The organism is Psychrobacter sp. UBA6291 (genome assembly GCF_002439405.1).
GTDB classification, from domain to species: domain Bacteria; phylum Pseudomonadota; class Gammaproteobacteria; order Pseudomonadales; family Moraxellaceae; genus Psychrobacter; species Psychrobacter faecalis.
This window is the reverse complement of sequence record NZ_DJUD01000070.1, coordinates 12731-29298: the sequence shown is the minus strand read 5'-3', so window position 1 is coordinate 29298 and position 16568 is coordinate 12731. Positions and strand designations below refer to the sequence as shown.

The window sequence follows — 16568 nt, the reverse complement described above, 5'->3', positions numbered from 1 at the left end:
TAAAAAGAAGCGTTAACGTATGGCTGAAGGATGGGACGGATGAAATTTAACGAAGGATGGGAATTATGACTGATAAAACAACCCCAGCGGCTCGACACCGCCAGAAGGCTCTATCACAAAAAGAAGTAACCAATATCACTGCGGGGCCCAATCAAGCCTATCGCATGTTGCAACTAAAATTGCGTGAAGATAAGCAGGCATTAAAGTCTAAGCAATCTATCCAAGCCAAAATTGAGCTGAAGCGTGAATTGGTTGGTCATTATGACGAATGGATCAATGCAACTTTAACAGCCGGTAAAGGTGATCAAGACAATCTCTTGACTACTTTAATGCTATGGCATATCGACATTGGCAACTTTGGCCGTGCGCTTGATATCGCTGAATACGCGATGAAGCATGATCTAAAAATGCCAGACGCGCATCAACGTACGCTTGCTACTGTCGTCGCTGAAGAGATCGCTGATACTGCTAAGAAATTAGCAACCAGCAATGAAATCGATGATGAGCAAATCGCTCAAGTACTACGCGCATCCACTATTACCGCTGATGCTGATATGCCTGACCAGGTACGCGCAAAGCTATCACGCCAAGTCGGTGAATTGACTGAGGCTGTCAATCCAGTATTTGCATTAGATAACTTTCAAAATGCGCTGAAGTTTGACGAAAATAGTGGTGTAAAAGGCTCTATCAAACGTCTTGAAAAACAGCTAAAAGATGCACAGCCCGAGACTCAATTAGAACCTGTTGCCCCACAACTTGAACAGCTAGAACAACCAAATCAACCAGATTCGCCTGAACTACTAGGCGACAACAACTCGTAGCCGCGAGCCGAGGCGGCTCATTGACGCATTCAGTTGATACTGCATATGACCGATATGACCACCGCCTCAACCTATTTTATTTTTCTTATCAATACTTGGAGTTGTTATGGGTTTTAGCGCTGTCAATCCAGTCGTAGATAACATAGTAATTACTCCTGCATTTATGCCTGATATTTCTGTCAAAGACTTTGCTGACGCAATGAAGCTTGACGGCACAGTAACACCAGCGCGAATGAAATATGCGTTGACTGATTCTGCAAATAGCGTCTGTCGTGAGTTAAAAGCTTGGACGGTCAATGCGCTACACCAGCACGGCTCTCTTACTTTAGAAGAGTACGACCTGACTAATGATACAGACAAGTGTTTTAGCTTCAAAAAGGCCGTCTATAACTTAGCAAAGGCCCAACTGACTGAACACTATCGTGACTATGACACAGGCAAAGATGCTACTGCCCGTACTAAAGAGCTCACACCGCAAATCGATACGTGCTATCGCAATGCACGCAATGCAATTGCTGATATCAAAGATGAGCCGCATTCAACCATTGAGCTTATCTGATGCGTATTGTATCGACATTGCAAGGCGACACAGTAGATTTGATCTGCTTACGCTATTTCAGCTTCACTGGCGGCGTTACTGAACAAGTTATGGATCTCAATCCGCATCTGGTTGGTTACGATCTTGTATTGCCTACCGGTGTTGATATCCAATTGCCAGACGCGCCCGAACGTACACAAAAGCAGGTCATTCAATTATGGACGTAACTCAAATTCAGGTATTAACGATCGATGATGTTATGAGTAACCATCTGCAATGGTTGTTGATTACTTTGCCTGTTATATGGGCCGCTGCTGGTGGCGCTTGCATCCGTCTATTGTTGATCCGCGCCGAGCCATTTTGGATGCGATCTCAAAATGCGACTGCGGGTGTATTGCTTGCAGTGATGCTATCGGATATTACTGCAAAACTATTGACGGGTGGCAACTATGCCACTGGCTACGCGGTCATTTATGGCATGGTCGGACGAGAATTGTTTGTCACATTTTATGACTTTGTGAATGACAATGTACGGCCCCTTCTAATGGCTGCTTTGCGTCACTTTTTCCCCTTTTTATTCAAAGATAAACCAGCCAACGAGGCGGACAATCATGATCATTCTTGAGACGTTATCGACTTTATCTATCATTGTCATTGCCATCGTTTGTGCTCTGACAATCATTAAATATCATCGCGAGCTTGGCTCACTGGTTACGCTCACTATTTTATTTTTTGCATTGAGCTGTGTCGGCTTGGCATTCGATGAAACCACTGGTCGGGACGGTGTGTGGGCCCTACCAATATTTCGTATGCTTGCTGCTGCTGCAACCGCTACTACTTATTTTAAATTACGAGCCTTTTGGGCGCGTTATGGCGTGTTCATTAGCGCTATTAATCAATCAAAAAAGGATAATCTTGTATGAGCACTACCCAACCGATGACACTGATTGACTGTGATTATAAAGTCGCTGCTCGCCGCTTACGTTGTGATGAATCTGCCATCCGTGCTGTTAGTGACGTAGAGTCACGCGGTGCTGGGTTTTTATTTGACAAAGATGACAATCAATGGCGTATTAAAATATTGTTTGAACGCCATATTATGTATCTATTGCTAGAAGACAAACTTGGCCGTGACAAAGCGCTTGATCATGTTCGTACTAGCCCCGATGTGGTCAATACTCGTACTGGTGGCTATAGTGGCGGTACTGCTGAGCACGACCGTCTAAAGAAAGCGCGTCGCATCGATAAAGACCTAGGCTTAGAGTCAGCCAGTTGGGGCGCGTTCCAAATTATGGGCTTTCACTGGGAACGACTGGGCTATAAGTCAGCTGTTGATTTTGTGCTAACGCTGTCCAAAGGTGAACCTGAACAATTAGAAGCTTTTGTCAGATTTATAGAAACTGATCCTCGCTTATTAAATGCCATTCGCACTGGTGATTGGGCATTATTTGCTGAGGTATACAATGGGCCTGGTTATAAAAAGAACAATTACGATACTAAAATGCGCGATCGCAAGAAATACTGGGATAGAGAGCTTGCCGCATGATATTTGATGACAGCCTACGCCAATTTTTAACTGATAAAGTCGAGTTCTTTGCCCAGAACCCTGACCGGTTAATCATTAGCGTGGAAAAGGGCTCACTGAAATGGACTGGTCAATCATTGAGCCACCGTCAACACTATCAATTGTTAGTCGAGGTTGATGAGTTCCCCGAGAGCATTGACGCCAATTTAGTCATTGTCGCTATTTTGGCATGGTATCAAGAGAATCAAGATCCAGTCCCCCCAAATGGTCCATCACCGATTGAATTTGAATCCTATATATTGAGCAACTACACAACCACGGTAGTCTTTACTATTAAAGTAGAAGAAGTTGTCCAGGTATCTACTGATGACACTGGTAACTACGTGTTTAATGCTTGTCCACGTCCAATTCTACACCCGCCAAAACCTTTACATAATCCAAACCTATAATCATGAGCGATTTAACTGAACTAGCCACTGCATTACCTGAATGGGCGACCGCAATAGCGAGTCAGCTAGATAATAAACAGTTAAAAAAAGTCAATCGCACTCTAGCTATGGAAATGCGAGCGGTCAATCGAGAGCGTATCCGCGCACAAACTGATCCCGATGGTAGCGATTTTGTAGATCCGTTGAAAGCTTCTAACAATCCCATGTTTCGTGAGCTCACCAAAGCGCGTCATCTTAAATTTAATGCAACCAGTCGCTATGCCCAAATTGGTTTTAAAGGTAGCGCCGCTAAGATCGCACGCATCCATCACGAAGGCCAGCGCAGTACAGTCCGTCCTGATAGTTCTAAGAAATTCCCCTACCCCAAACGCGAGCTGATCGGTATCTCTCGTGCTGACAGACATATCATTATTCGAGTGCTACGCGAGTCGCTAACCGCTGACTAGGCTCCTTGCTATTTTTTGCGTGTATTTGCTCAATCCACGCTTTTTTGTTTTGTATCAAAAATCGCAATGAGTGACGATAACGTCATGAATACATCCCCTATCGAAAACGAGCGCCGGCTCCAAAGTTTTATCAATCGAGGCATTGTCACAGACGTTGATCATGCTAATGCTCGTTGCCGGGTGCAGATAGATGGGTTAGAGACCGACTGGCTAAAGTTTTCAGCCGCTCGCATCGGTAAGGTCAAAATTTGGAATCCACCGTGTGTTGGTGAGCAAGTCTTAGTTATTAGCGAGACTGGTGAGCTGTCGACTGGACTGGTAACGACATCGTTTGATTATGATGATCAGCCCATGCCGTCTGCCAATGCCGATACGTTTGAGATCCATTGTGACGATGGTGCGACATTTATCTATAACCACGCGACACATAACCTAGGGGTTACTTTACCTGATGATTCTACTACTACGCTTATTTCCAACCGCGTGCAAATATCTGCTCGCGATGTTTCTTTTGATTGTAATAACTTTGATGTTAATTGCGAGTCCTATTCTATTGGTTGCCAGTCTTATACCTTGAACGGTCAAACGATCAATCAGCACGGAAAGTTAGTTATTAATGACCAACCGTATTTAGACCACGGTCATAAAAACGTTAAGTCTGGCTCAGACACCACTGGGGGCGTTAATGCTTAATCAAGATAACAACGTCACTGTGATCAATGTCAAAGGCATGTCACGCAGTACTGGTCAGCGTATTGACCAGACCAATCATATCTTACAAAGCGTCCGCGATATATTAATGACGCCTATCGGTAGTCGTGTCATGCGCCGTGATTACGGCTCATTGCTACCGTTCTTAATTGACTCACCTATTAATGCCTATTTCATTATGCAGCTTCGTGCCTCCGTCATTCATGCATTAATGCGCTGGGAGACTCGTGTCACACCAACTCGCATTGAACTGATGACTGACGACAATACCTCACAAGGCGTGGCCAGTTTGATGATTGAATATCGTTATGTGATTAGTAAAAAGATTGAACGTACTTATCTGTCATTAGGCGGTGCGCTATGAGCCGTATTGATCTATCTGGCCTACCTGCCCCTGATATTTTAACGCCTTTAGACTTTGAAGCAGAGCTTGCCGATCTTAAAGCTGAATTGACAGCCAAAGATCCACAGCTTGCCGCTGCTTTAACGCTTGAAAGCGAGCCACTGACCAAGATCCTTGAGCTGTTTGCTTATCGTCTGATGTCTAAGACCAATCATATCAACCAAACAGCCAAATCAATGTTGCTTGCTTATACCACTGGCACAACGCTTGATCATCTTGCCGCTGGCGTTGGTGTGACTCGGCTATTGGTTAAGCCTGGCAATCCCAATGCTGTCCCACCGATCCCTGATGTCATGGAATCTGACACCGCCTTACGTCGCCGTGTCCAGTTAGAGCCTGAACGAGCCTCTGCAGGTAGTAAAGGCGCTTATCTATTTTGGGCACTGTCTGCTGATGGTGACGTACGTGATGCAAGTGTCGTCACTGCGTCCCCTGGTCGTGTGACCGTCTATGTCCAAAGCCATAATGATGCTATCGCTAGCGATGCACTACGTGAACAAGTAAGACTGGCCGTTGATACGGATGAGCGCCGGCCTTTTACCGATAGCGTGCGTATCGCCGCTGGTCAGCCAGAGGATTGGAGCCTACAAGCTGAGCTGACGCTTTATCCAGGGCCCGATAAAGATGTCGTTATCAATGCGGCACGCGCAGCACTTGATAAATATATCGAGCAGGTGCGCTACTTGGGCTATGACGTCACGTTATCTGGTCTATATCACGCATTGCACCAACCAGGCGTCCAGCGCGTCAACCTCTTACAACCCGTACATGATATTAGCTTACCAGATGGCAAGTATGCCAACTGTATCGACGTGACGATCAGTGCTGTGGAGTACCGTGATGTCTAATGGGCTACTACCGAAAAATAGCACCAAGCTTGAGCAAGCGCTTGATACTCAAACTCAGCGTATTGATGCGTTACCTGTTACTTTTGCCAGTCTGATCGATGCTGATAGCTGCCCTGAAGCTTTTTTACCGTGGCTTGCTTGGTCACGCCGTGTCGAATATTGGGACGGTCAATGGACAGAAGCTAAAAAGCGTGACGTTGTGAAAGGCGCAAGAGCTTTTAACGCGCAGCGCGGTACTAAAAACACGCTGACGCAAGCAATGGAAAACCTAGGCATAGGTCATAGTTTGCTTGCATGGCATGAGCTATATCCAAAAGGTACGCCTTATACCTTTACAGTCAAAATCACGAGCGGTCGCGTGAGCGTTCAACAGCAACAAGAGATCTATACCGCATTGGACAGTGTTAAATCTGCCCGTGATCAGTTCTCTATTGATGCCAGTGTGGTCAATGGCTCGCAATTTTATGTTGCCGGCGCTTGTCGGACTGGCAATGTCACTTATCTATCAACTCCAAACGCTTAGGTAACTATTTAGGTAACAATAATGGCCAACTACTATGTATTACTCACTGACTATGGCAAGTCATTTATTGCCAATGCCCAAGCTGGTTCACAACTTGCCTTAACGGATGTGGTATTAGGTGATGCTAATGATCAGCCATATCTACCTGATTCGCGTTTAGCAGAGACCAGCCTGGTACATCAAAAAGCAAAAATAGCTATAGCCTCTATCAAGATCATCAATGACACGACAGCTGAAGTATCTGCAGTTGTCCCGTCCAATGTAGGCGGCTTTAACCTGCATGAAGTGGGAATTACCGATAGTAGCGGTAAGCTTGTCTACGTGGGTAACTTTCACGGTGGTTATCGCCCAACGCTGACTGAGGGCGCTGGCGGTGACATGGAGCTTATATTTACGATTACTGCAGACAACCTTGCGACTGTTGTCATTGAAATGGACGGCAACGTGGTCATCGCTACTCGCGATTGGGTTGCCGACCGTTTTGCTTTGAAATCTTTAGTGAGTGAACTACACGATATTATCAATCAATTACAGGATGAGCTTATGGCTACCCAGTTTGAAGTGCTTTCAGGTCGTATCAAAGAAATAGAAGATGGCATTGCGGGGCTTCTAGATTTACAGCCATATAAAGTTGGCGATATTTACCAGACAACTATCAATCATCTGGATGCGGCTGCGGTGGCTACCCATCACGGCTATGGTACGTGGGAACGATTTGCTGAGGGCAGAACCCTTGTCGGACTATCTAAAAAAGCAAGTGATCCTAGCGACTATAAAACTATCGGCAATGAGTTTGGTGAAAATGAGGAAACTCTGACGCTTGCACAGATTCCAAATCATGATCATACCGTTGATATGCATAGTGGCAGTATTGATGGTGGTACTCGCGCTGGTACTCAGAACACCAGTTCCAGTGCTGCAAATATCAAGACTAACGCTGTAGGTGGCGGTGAAGCTCACAACAACATTCAGCCATCAAAAGTGGTCGGCAAGTGGTTACGTACTGCTTAAAACATTATTTATTTTGGACAAAAAAAGGATCTAGACCATGGCATCAACTACTTACCATCACGGCGTCACTGCTACTGAGACCAGTAATATCACGCCAATTATCAAGTCCGTCAGCACGAGCACGATAGCACTCATCAGTACTAGCGCTGACGCTGATGACACCGCTTATCCTCTTGATACGCCGGTACTACTGACCGGCATTACCACGACTGATGTCACTAACGCAGGTAGCGATGACCAGTTATTGCATCAATGCTTACACACGATTAAATCTATCCAGAATACGACTGTCGTTGTTCTGCGAGTATCTGAACCAGTCGATTTGACGACAGTAGATACACTACTTAGCTGCCAGTCTCGCCTTGGTGTGACGCCAAAGATTTTAATCGCGCCTGAAATTGATACGCCAGATATGACACGTAAGCTGATTGAGATCGCCAAAAAGCGCCGCGCGTTTGTCTATGCCTCACCGCGTGCTGAAGACGGTACTTTGATTACGGTCAAAGAAGATATTGCCGCTTATCGCGATACGTTCGCAGCTCGTGAGTTGATGTTGATTGAAGGCGAATGGGGTATCCCAGCGGGAAAGTAATACGGCGGCTATGGGCAAGTAAGCCGTATCCAATTCTAGTCGAAAAAGATGACGCTTATATGCCGTCCGTCAAGCCATTAGATATAACGCTCAAACAGATATTAAAAGACATAGTAATTAATGATGGTGACGCTTATATGCCGTCTGTTAAACCGTTAGATATGACATTACGATCCTTACTTACACGTAAGGACATTGACGACAATGACACTTATATGCCATCTGTTAAACCGTTGGATATAACGCTCAAACAGATATTAAAAGATACAGTAATTAATGATGGTGACGCTTATAAGCCGTCTGTTAAACCGTTAAATATAACGCTCATGCGGAATTTGGTTGAGCAAACAACAGATGATAAAAACGCTTACATGCCATCCGTCAAACCACTAGATATAACACTAAATAAAGGGGTATAAAAATGCATATAGGAATAGCTGGTGAGGTGCGCTGTGTTGTTACTGGTATAGATGGGGCAGCTAAAATTGACACAGGGTTCCAAAAAAACCTAATCCTAAATCAAGGGCTAGACTTTTTTGGTGGTGGCAAAGGCAGCTTTATAAATGAACGGTGCGCGATTGGCAGCGGCAACAGCACCCCCACAATCACGCAAACTAAACTTGATGCGTTTCTTGCGCTTGCTTCAGGTTCTGACACCACATCAGATTACAGCTACGTTGATGAGGGTGACGGTCTGTATAAAATGTGGGAGCAGAAAAAATATCGTTTTACAGGACTTGATAACGTCAATATTAGTGAGCTTGGCTTAGTCAGCACAGGATCAACGTCTGAAAACTATTTTCTGACAACCCGTGTCTTAATTAAAGACAGCTCAGGTACACCTACATCTATTGGTCTGAAATTAGGCGAAACGCTAGATATCTATTATAAGATCCATAAAGTTGTTGATATTACAGACAAGTCTTTTGTTATCAACATATTAGATGGTAATGGGGGGTCTGTACCTTATAACGCCATAATTAGGGCACAGGATGTTGGCAGTAGTTATAACAAAGTTTCTGAAACAGGTAGTTCATTTGGCATCCATACATCAACTTCAGACCTAAGCCTCATAACGAGTTCAGGAGATAACTCAGGTTCTTATGCTGCAAGTTTTTCAAATTACGTAACAGGAAGTTATAAAGTACAAGCTAATTTAGCATTGGGATTAGACCAGTCAAACAAACCTATAAGAACAATAAAAAATAGGATTGTTAATTACTCTTACGCGCTATTCCCGTTTCAAATGCGACTAGGAAGAGTATCAGATGATGCACCATTAACCAAAACCAATAAAGATACGTTATCTATCCCGCTCGAATTCAGCTGGGGACGCTATGAGGGCAACTTGTAATGTTACCCGACAATACACTGACTGATCTTGATAGAGCCTCATTTTTGCCACCACGCAATAAGCCCCAAAAGCCCACATCATCTTGGGAGCTTGGCGGTATCGCGCTATCTGATACCAGTGAGCCTATGAAGTACTACTGGTATGGCTATGTCAAAGGCAAAGGTATCTATCTACAGCGTAGCGGTGCTGAGCCAGTCGCAGTATTAGCGTTTGCAGGTGATGTTACTGAGATGAGTTTTAGCTTTGATCAGAACATGCGTCCCACGATTGCATACGTCGAAAATGGCGTAGCTAAGCTGTATTGGTATGACGCAAGCGCTGCTAAAAACGTGCTGACACTATACCCGAATATCACCAATCCGCGCTTGTCACTTGATGATAAGCGTAAATTTAACATCGGTAACAGCGACATTATTTTTGCTTATGTGACTGATCACAACCGTCTGTGCTATCGCTTACAGCGCGAGCGTTACAGTGCTGAGCATGTACTTTTAACTGACACAACAAAGTCAGTTGATGAACCTTTAAAACTGACCGTAATCGGTATGAGTACTGCAAACCGATTTTTATTCCTAACCAATTAAGAAGGGAAAATTATGGCCCAAGTAACCCCAATCATCGCAGTGGCCGCAGCTCTACGCGCTCACTTAGACAAGACGCACCAGTATAGCTTCGTCAAGTCGCTGTCCAACGTTGCCATTGATACTGTTAGTGGTATCAAATATCCGCGTACCTGGGATCTAGAAGATCCTGATACTGAAGTCGGCTACCTAAACGCTAACGACGTAACCAGTCTCATTCAACATAACGGTTTTAGATTTTGGGGCAGTCATACTTGCTCTGATCAGCCTGAATATATGTTTGAGCCGGTCGTGCGTACCTCGCAGTTTTTGCTCGATACTATTATCAATGGCTGCTTTCAATTCATCGATCAGCCGCAATCACCAACGACTGTCCGTGACATCATCCGTGCCATCAATGCCAAGCTGCAGGAGATGGTCAACTTCGGTTATTTAATCGGTGCAAAATGCTGGTACAACACCGAGCTAAACAGCGAAACGCTGCTCATGCAAGGCAAGCTGTATCTAGATTATGACTTTACCCCAGTGCCTAATCTCGAAAACCTTAACTTGAATCAGACGATCACAGATACATACCTGGTCAACTTTGCCGACTTGGTAGCAGCAGCGGCCTAATAGCCATCTGACGACCCTATTACTAAAAAGGAACCCCTATGTTACCTCGTAAATTAAAGAACTTCATGGCTTACAAAGGCCTTGGTAACCAAAAACGCTATCAAGGTCAGATCCCAGAGATTGAGCTGCCCAAACTGACTCGCGTGCTCGAAGAGTATCGCGCTGGTGGTATGGATATGCCGGTCAAGGTTGACTTAGGCCAAGAAGCCATGGAGATGACCATCAAATGCGGTGGTCACGAAGCAGATTTGTACCGCGACTTTGCGCGTGCTGGTATTGATAAGGTTGTATTGTCTTATTCAGGTGCATATCAGCGTGATGATGACTGCAGTGTGTCAGCTGTCGATATTTATTGCCGTGGCCGCTTAGAAGAGATCGACCCCGGTAGCGCCAAGCTAGGCGACGACACAGAAGAGTCGTTCAAGTATGCACTGGCTTACTACAAGCTGGTCGTAGACGGTGAAGACATCATTGAGATTGATGCCATGGCGATGAAGTGTATCGTCAATGGTGAAGACCGCCTAAAAGAGATCCGTGAAGCAATGGGAATGTTTACCACCGTCTAAACCGATCATGCAAATTAAGTGGTCAAACCAGACACCTATTTGATTAAAACATCGACTAAAAATTACTGATTAAGGATACACCATGAACAACATCGAAATGCCAACTATCGAACTTGACTACCCTATCATTCGCGGTACTGGCGACAAGCAAAAAGAGATTAAAGAATTTACCCTGCGTCGTCCGATGGGTGGTGACTTGCGTGGCCAATCACTGATTGATATTTCAATGGCCAAAGTCGATGCCCTAGCCGTAGTACTCCCTCGTATCAGTAACCCAGTCATCCATGAGCATGAAGTCAAAAACATGGATGCCGCTGATTTGATGGATGTGGGGTTAACTATTGCAGGTTTTTTTACCAAAGCGAAACATCAGTTGCAAGCCGAAACCGAAACCGCAGCTATCCCAACCGCGTAGAAGACTGCATGGCAGACATCGCCTTGGTGTTCGGCTGGACACCAGACGCGATGTATCACATGACGATCGAAGAGCTTGCTGATTGGCGCGAACGAGCGCGTATCCGTAATAATCCTGATGACTAACAGTTTGGCTCCCTCATTGATGAGGGAACCAAACTATCTATAGTTACCCAGGGTAACAAAATATTTCTAAATCAGGCGTATGACATGGCAGACCTAAGCTTTCGAGCACAGATAGAACTTATCGACCGCATGACTGCACCCATGCGCTCACTCAGTAGCCAAGCCGATCGCTTAGGTCGTCAGTTTGGTGAGACAGCACAAGCAGCGCGTAAACTTCAGTCACAGCAAGGTTTGATCAATAGTTTCCGACAACAAAAACAAGCGCTAGCTGATACCTCAGAGGCCGCTGTCCGTAGCCGTGCCCGACTACAGCAGTTAGAGCAGCAAATGCGCGATACGGTCAATCCTAGCGCAGCCTTGGTACGCCAATTCGAGGCTGCAGGGCGTGAGTCACAGCGTTTGAATACTCGCCTTGATAGTCAACGGCAACATTTACAGCAGCTACGTGGTCGTTTATCAGATGCAGGTATTAGCACCAATAATCTATCAGACCATGAGCGTGAGCTTGCACGTAATATCGAGCGCACCAATCAGCAGTTGGCAGAACAGCGACGGCGGATGAACGAGGTTCGACAGCTTGAACGTCAATCACAGCAAATGGGTGATATGCGAAACAAAGCTCTAGGACTGGCCGTAGGCGGTGCAGCAGCAACTTATGCCGGTGCACGGTTCATTCAACCAGGTATTGAATTAGAACAGAACCTGAGTAAAGTTCAAGCGGTCACTCGTCTAGATAAAAACAGTCCTCAATATCAAGCCCTTGTTGCACAAGCTAAAGAGCTAGGCGCGTCGACTCAGTTCACATCAGCCGATGCCGCGGCTGGACAGACGTTCTTAGCGATGGCTGGTTTTACACCTGAATCTGTGAAAGCCGCCATGCCGGGGATGCTTGATCTTGCTTTAGCTGGTGGCATGGAGTTAGACCGAACAGCTGATATCGCGTCAAATATTCTCTCAGGTATGAAGATCGACCCCTCTAAGATGAGTAAGCTTGGCGATGTATTGGCAGGTACTTTTACCCGCTCTAACACGAATATCGAAATGCTTGGCGAAACCATGAAGTATGCCGCACCAGGCGCCGCACTACTAGGTGTGTCATTAGAGCAATCAGCAGCAATGGCTGGTAAGTTGGGCGATGCAGGTATCCAAGCGAGTATGGCCGGTACAGCTATGCGGGCTATTATGTCTAGAATGGCAGCAGGCCCAAAAGCGACGATTGAGGCACTTGATAGACTAGGTATTAAAACCTCTGATGCAAATGGCAACTTGCGCCAAATGCCAGATATATTAAAAGAGATTCACGATAAAAGTAAAAATTTGGGTAATGCAGAACAATCAGAATTGTTCAAAGGCATTGCGGGAGAAGAAGCCGGTGGCGCTTTAGCTGTCTTAGTTGCTGAAGCTGGCAATGGCAAGTTACAAACATTAATCACTGACTTGCAAAACGCTCAAGGAGAAGCCGCTGGATTGTCAAAAACGATGGGCGACAATACAACAGGTGACTACAAAGCGATGACGTCGGCCATTGATGCCCTTAGAACCTCTATTTTTAATGCCAACGGCGGTGCGCTACGTGAGTTTATTCAGACGATCACGGTCATGACCCAACGTTTGACCGCGTTCGCCAATGCTCATCCACAGCTAATGTCAGTACTAGGGACAATGTTCGCCACGTTAGCCATTGGTGCAGTCGTTATTGGTGGCCTAGGCGCGATCATGCTAACTATTTTAGGCCCTATGGCATTACTACGTGCATCACTGATCACGATGGGACTACCGACGACACTGACACCGTTGGGGTTATTGGCCAAGGCATTCGGTATGATTGGTGGTGCTGTCAGAGCGTTGACGCTCACGCTAATGGCAAACCCTATTTTGGCACTATGCCTAGCATTAGCAGTACTGGCTTTTACTATTTATAAGAACTGGGACACCCTAGGGCCGATGTTTGCGGCGCTTTGGGAACGTATCAAAGCCATATTCAATACGGGTATTCAGGCGCTTAGATCCTTTATATCTAACTTTAGTCCAGTCAGCGCCTTTACGGCAGCGTTTTCTGCCGTCTGGGGTTACTTGGCTGGTCTGGGTGCGACCTTCAGGCAGTACGGCGCCAATATGCTCGAAGGGCTAAAAAACGGCATCTTAGGCAGGGCGCAAGCGGTGATCAACTCAATCAGCAATATCGTTGGACGTATCAAGGGTGCATTTACGGGTTCAAAAGGAATGGACATTCACAGCCCTAGCCGAGTATTTGACAGCTATGGCGGTTATATGATGCAAGGCTTGGGACGTGGCATATTATCCAATGCTGGCATCCCCGTCAGTGCCACCAAATCTATCGCTAGCCAAATCAATGATTATGCACCTATCAGTATCGACAGCCGAAAATCTATCTTGCCGCCTCGTGGCCAGTCTAGTATGGCGATGATGGGCGGTATGAGTAGTGGCAATATCACTATCAACATTCATGGGGCAACCGATCCGCAAGCCGTAGCGCGTGAAGTCCAGCGCGCATTGGCAGCAGAACAACGCAATCAAATGGCACGTCAGAGTAGCCGCTTATCTGATATTGATTAAGTGCATATAAGGATTATTTTATGTTAGCCAGTTTAGGATTGTTTGTATTTGAGACCACCAGCGCGGCATTTGATGAGATATCGCGCAAGTCTGGTTATCGTTTTGGCACCGGCAACGCTGTCGGTACCAGACCACATATGCAGTATATCGGCCAAGATAACGACGACATATCGCTATCAGGTACGCTCTATCCAGAGATCACGAAAGGTATTGTCTCATTAGATGAATTACGAGATATGGCAGCAACTGGTAAAACCTATGCGCTTATGAATGGCAATGGTTACTACTATGGCATGTGCTATATCACTGACATCAGCGAGACTCAATCACACTTATTATCAGATGGTACTGCTCGTAAAATTAGCTTTAGCTTAGCACTCAAGCTGGCAGATGATAGCGAGCGTGAGCAAGTGGCCATCTTAGATCAGGATCGAGCTGACGTATGATCAAATTATTCAAACTGACAATCGAAGGTATTGATCGCACCGCGCAAGTTGAGAAGCGTCTGATTAGTCTGTCGATGACAGACAAGCGGGGTACTGAAGCGGATGAGCTGTCACTGACGCTATCTGATCATGATGCGGCACTGCCCTTACCTACCAATGGCAATGCGATAAGGCTATGGCTTGCGATGCCCGATACTGGCGATATGATAGACAAAGGCACATTTACCATTGATCAAGCCGAGCACAGTGGCACACCTGACCAGCTGCAGATACGCGCCAAGTCAGCCGATTTCAAGTCATCATTGAAGGTAAAACGCAGTGACAGCTATCATCAGCACAAGCTTGGTGAAATAGCATCGAGTGTGGCCAAACGTCATGACTTGATATTGGCCATTGATAATGCAGTGTCAGCAATAATGATCGATCATATCGATCAGCACCGTGAGAGTGATATCAATCTATTGACCAGGCTTTGTGGTGACCATGACTTAATGTGTACGATTAAGGCGGGACGGCTGATTATCAAACCGATTGCCAATGCAAGATCACCTTCAGGCGCAGCATTGGGAGAAGTCACTATCACTCGTCAGTCTGGTGACAGCCATCGCTATAGTCGTGCTGATCGTACCAGCGACTATGATGAGACAACAGCGAGCTATCATGATGATAAAACTGGTAAGACCAAACATATCAGTGTCAAAGATGGTAAATCCAAACCACTGGATGCCCTACCCAATAACAAGTCTCATGTACTGACCAAACCCGCTAAGAGTAAATCAGAGGCAGTATCCAAGGCAAAAGCGAGCGCCAACAAAAAAGCCCGCCAAGTGGCGAGCTTTGATTTGACGTTAGCAGTAGCACGTCCTGATATTATTGCTGATAGCCCTGCGACGGTGCGAGGCTTTAGACCGTACATCGATGAGCATCAATGGACGGTCGTAGAAGTGACACATGACCTATCAGGCAGTGGTTATAGTACTGGTATTAAGTGTGAGGCTGGATTATGACTCTTAATTTTCTATTTTAGCTCTCATTACCCTGAAAATGGAGATCGGAGTTATTCCATAAAAATCATCAGGCCTTCCAATAATTTCCTTGTAAGCATCACTCATTGAAAAAAGAGCATGAAAGAAAGGGTTTGCTTTAACTAGATTATCCTTGAACTTCTCTAAATCTTTCGCATCTTCTTTAACGAATCTATCAGGTATAGCATCTAAGATACCTAGAACTACGAACTCTTCCGAAGATAGAGTTTTATGTTTAAGCGCAGACACCAAATGAGCCGATGTTAAGTATTTTTTATCTAACGCCATCCAAGCATGTTGTGTTGTACCACTGTTCACTTGCATAGTTGCTTGAACGCCAATTGGGTATGCATTGATGACATTAAAAACGGTCTTCATATTAGACTCTTCTTCATCTGAAAACTCTTCTCCAGCTTCCTGATTAAGTTGTCTATGAGCATCTAATGCATTATCGGAGTTTTTACCGAGCGTTTCAAAATCCGCAAAATTGATTAATCCTTGAATCATGACTAATCTACCTAAATTATTGGCAGCTAGTTTTTTAGCAATCAGATTGTATTCATCAAGGAGGTTGATCATATCTCGTGGTAAAACATGGTGCATATCCATCAACTGGTCAAGAGACTCTTCTTTACTATCTCCTTTTATACCTTCCGTATGCAAAATATCGCGAGGACCAGCTGTTACTTTATAAGTAAAAGCTTTCTGTTCACGACTAGAAGATGTTTTCTGATTAGGAACGCCATCCATAAGCTGAGCGTAATAAGAATGAATTCTATCTATATCTAGATATATAAAATCATAAATCGATTTCGTGGTTTGTTGCTTTGCCATTTAGTTTCTTTCGCTCTTTTATTCGCTCATCCATCTCATCAAATTCTTTATCAAAGCGCTTCCAGCGGTCACTGAATTCAGACAAAAAAGACGGCAAAAAGTTTTCAGGTATACCTGAATTACTTTTATCACTCTTATTTGCTTGCTTGTCATTTTTATACAT

General features: G+C 45.2%; 26 protein-coding genes. 24 read left to right on the top strand and 2 right to left on the bottom strand.

Features of this window, described 5'->3' with window-relative positions:
- The first annotated feature begins 65 nt into the window (after nt 1–65).
- The 24 genes from gpM to B3R91_RS11990 all read left to right on the top strand — a co-directional run bounded on the left by gpM (nt 66) and on the right by B3R91_RS11990 (nt 15553).
- On the top strand, nt 66–821 hold the full coding sequence (gene gpM / locus B3R91_RS12105; protein ID WP_286797834.1) for a phage terminase small subunit: 756 nt from the start codon (nt 66–68) through the stop codon (nt 819–821).
- Between the two features lie 106 nt (nt 822–927).
- Nucleotides 928–1380, top strand: coding sequence for a head completion/stabilization protein (locus tag B3R91_RS12100; RefSeq protein ID WP_286797832.1), 453 nt, complete (start codon nt 928–930; stop codon nt 1378–1380).
- Nucleotides 1380–1586: a tail protein X gene (locus B3R91_RS12095; protein WP_075106255.1), complete on the top strand. Its 207-nt coding sequence runs from the start codon at nt 1380–1382 to the stop codon at nt 1584–1586. Before B3R91_RS12100 ends, B3R91_RS12095 begins: the two co-directional genes overlap by 1 nt.
- Complete coding sequence (locus B3R91_RS12090) at nt 1577–1984, top strand: hypothetical protein (protein WP_286797831.1); 408 nt, start codon at nt 1577–1579, stop codon at nt 1982–1984. Before B3R91_RS12095 ends, B3R91_RS12090 begins: the two co-directional genes overlap by 10 nt.
- Nucleotides 1971–2282: a hypothetical protein gene (locus B3R91_RS12085; protein ID WP_286797829.1), complete on the top strand. Its 312-nt coding sequence runs from the start codon at nt 1971–1973 to the stop codon at nt 2280–2282. Before B3R91_RS12090 ends, B3R91_RS12085 begins: the two co-directional genes overlap by 14 nt.
- The gene (locus B3R91_RS12080; RefSeq protein ID WP_286797827.1) at nt 2279–2905 is read left to right on the top strand and encodes an N-acetylmuramidase family protein; all 627 of its coding nucleotides are present in this window, start codon (nt 2279–2281) and stop codon (nt 2903–2905) included. Before B3R91_RS12085 ends, B3R91_RS12080 begins: the two co-directional genes overlap by 4 nt.
- Nucleotides 2902–3333, top strand: a complete 432-nt coding sequence (locus tag B3R91_RS12075) for a phage tail protein (RefSeq protein ID WP_286797826.1) — start codon at nt 2902–2904, stop codon at nt 3331–3333. Before B3R91_RS12080 ends, B3R91_RS12075 begins: the two co-directional genes overlap by 4 nt.
- Nucleotides 3334–3335: 2 nt before the next feature.
- A complete protein-coding gene (locus tag B3R91_RS12070) occupies nt 3336–3779 on the top strand; it encodes a phage virion morphogenesis protein (protein WP_160021650.1) in 444 nt (147 codons plus the stop codon).
- An 84-nt stretch (nt 3780–3863) separates the two neighbouring features.
- Nucleotides 3864–4472 carry a phage baseplate assembly protein V gene (locus B3R91_RS12065; RefSeq protein WP_286797825.1) on the top strand — a complete coding sequence of 203 codons (609 nt, stop codon included), beginning with the start codon at nt 3864–3866 and terminating at the stop codon, nt 4470–4472.
- Entirely contained in the window at nt 4465–4854 is a 390-nt protein-coding gene (locus B3R91_RS12060) for a GPW/gp25 family protein (protein WP_286797824.1), read from the top strand. The genes B3R91_RS12065 and B3R91_RS12060 overlap by 8 nt, the downstream gene beginning before the upstream one ends.
- Nucleotides 4851–5741 carry a baseplate assembly protein gene (locus B3R91_RS12055; RefSeq protein WP_286797823.1) on the top strand — a complete coding sequence of 297 codons (891 nt, stop codon included), beginning with the start codon at nt 4851–4853 and terminating at the stop codon, nt 5739–5741. Before B3R91_RS12060 ends, B3R91_RS12055 begins: the two co-directional genes overlap by 4 nt.
- On the top strand, nt 5734–6264 hold the full coding sequence (locus B3R91_RS12050; RefSeq protein ID WP_286797822.1) for a phage tail protein I: 531 nt from the start codon (nt 5734–5736) through the stop codon (nt 6262–6264). The genes B3R91_RS12055 and B3R91_RS12050 overlap by 8 nt, the downstream gene beginning before the upstream one ends.
- A gap of 21 nt (nt 6265–6285) precedes the next feature.
- Complete coding sequence (locus B3R91_RS12045) at nt 6286–7275, top strand: phage tail protein (RefSeq protein WP_286797820.1); 990 nt, start codon at nt 6286–6288, stop codon at nt 7273–7275.
- A 37-nt stretch (nt 7276–7312) separates the two neighbouring features.
- A complete protein-coding gene (locus B3R91_RS12040; RefSeq protein ID WP_286797819.1) occupies nt 7313–7867 on the top strand; it encodes a hypothetical protein in 555 nt (184 codons plus the stop codon).
- The gene (locus B3R91_RS12035; protein WP_286797817.1) at nt 7843–8286 is read left to right on the top strand and encodes a hypothetical protein; all 444 of its coding nucleotides are present in this window, start codon (nt 7843–7845) and stop codon (nt 8284–8286) included. The genes B3R91_RS12040 and B3R91_RS12035 overlap by 25 nt, the downstream gene beginning before the upstream one ends.
- A gap of 2 nt (nt 8287–8288) precedes the next feature.
- The gene (locus tag B3R91_RS12030) at nt 8289–9221 is read left to right on the top strand and encodes a hypothetical protein (RefSeq protein ID WP_286797815.1); all 933 of its coding nucleotides are present in this window, start codon (nt 8289–8291) and stop codon (nt 9219–9221) included.
- Complete coding sequence (locus tag B3R91_RS12025; protein ID WP_286797814.1) at nt 9221–9805, top strand: hypothetical protein; 585 nt, start codon at nt 9221–9223, stop codon at nt 9803–9805. The genes B3R91_RS12030 and B3R91_RS12025 overlap by 1 nt, the downstream gene beginning before the upstream one ends.
- Before the next feature lie 12 nt (nt 9806–9817).
- Nucleotides 9818–10417 (top strand): phage tail sheath C-terminal domain-containing protein, encoded by a 600-nt coding sequence (locus tag B3R91_RS12020; RefSeq protein ID WP_286797813.1) that lies wholly within the window; start codon nt 9818–9820, stop codon nt 10415–10417.
- Nucleotides 10418–10455: 38 nt separating this feature from the next.
- Nucleotides 10456–10983 carry a phage major tail tube protein gene (locus tag B3R91_RS12015; protein ID WP_286797811.1) on the top strand — a complete coding sequence of 176 codons (528 nt, stop codon included), beginning with the start codon at nt 10456–10458 and terminating at the stop codon, nt 10981–10983.
- Nucleotides 10984–11065: 82 nt separating this feature from the next.
- The gene (locus B3R91_RS12010) at nt 11066–11398 is read left to right on the top strand and encodes a phage tail assembly protein (RefSeq protein WP_286797810.1); all 333 of its coding nucleotides are present in this window, start codon (nt 11066–11068) and stop codon (nt 11396–11398) included.
- Between the two features lie 8 nt (nt 11399–11406).
- Nucleotides 11407–11523: a GpE family phage tail protein gene (locus B3R91_RS12005; protein WP_286797809.1), complete on the top strand. Its 117-nt coding sequence runs from the start codon at nt 11407–11409 to the stop codon at nt 11521–11523.
- A gap of 84 nt (nt 11524–11607) precedes the next feature.
- Nucleotides 11608–14100 (top strand): phage tail tape measure protein, encoded by a 2493-nt coding sequence (locus tag B3R91_RS12000; RefSeq protein ID WP_286797807.1) that lies wholly within the window; start codon nt 11608–11610, stop codon nt 14098–14100.
- A gap of 20 nt (nt 14101–14120) precedes the next feature.
- Nucleotides 14121–14546 carry a phage tail protein gene (locus tag B3R91_RS11995; RefSeq protein ID WP_075106271.1) on the top strand — a complete coding sequence of 142 codons (426 nt, stop codon included), beginning with the start codon at nt 14121–14123 and terminating at the stop codon, nt 14544–14546.
- Nucleotides 14543–15553, top strand: coding sequence for a contractile injection system protein, VgrG/Pvc8 family (locus tag B3R91_RS11990; protein WP_286797806.1), 1011 nt, complete (start codon nt 14543–14545; stop codon nt 15551–15553). Before B3R91_RS11995 ends, B3R91_RS11990 begins: the two co-directional genes overlap by 4 nt.
- A 3-nt stretch (nt 15554–15556) precedes the next feature.
- On the opposite strand, the gene B3R91_RS11985 is transcribed toward B3R91_RS11990, so the two are convergent.
- The gene (locus B3R91_RS11985) at nt 15557–16405 is read right to left on the bottom strand and encodes a DUF6414 family protein (RefSeq protein ID WP_286797805.1); all 849 of its coding nucleotides are present in this window, start codon (nt 16403–16405) and stop codon (nt 15557–15559) included.
- A complete protein-coding gene (locus B3R91_RS11980) occupies nt 16371–16568 on the bottom strand; it encodes a hypothetical protein (protein ID WP_075106277.1) in 198 nt (65 codons plus the stop codon). The genes B3R91_RS11985 and B3R91_RS11980 overlap by 35 nt, the downstream gene beginning before the upstream one ends.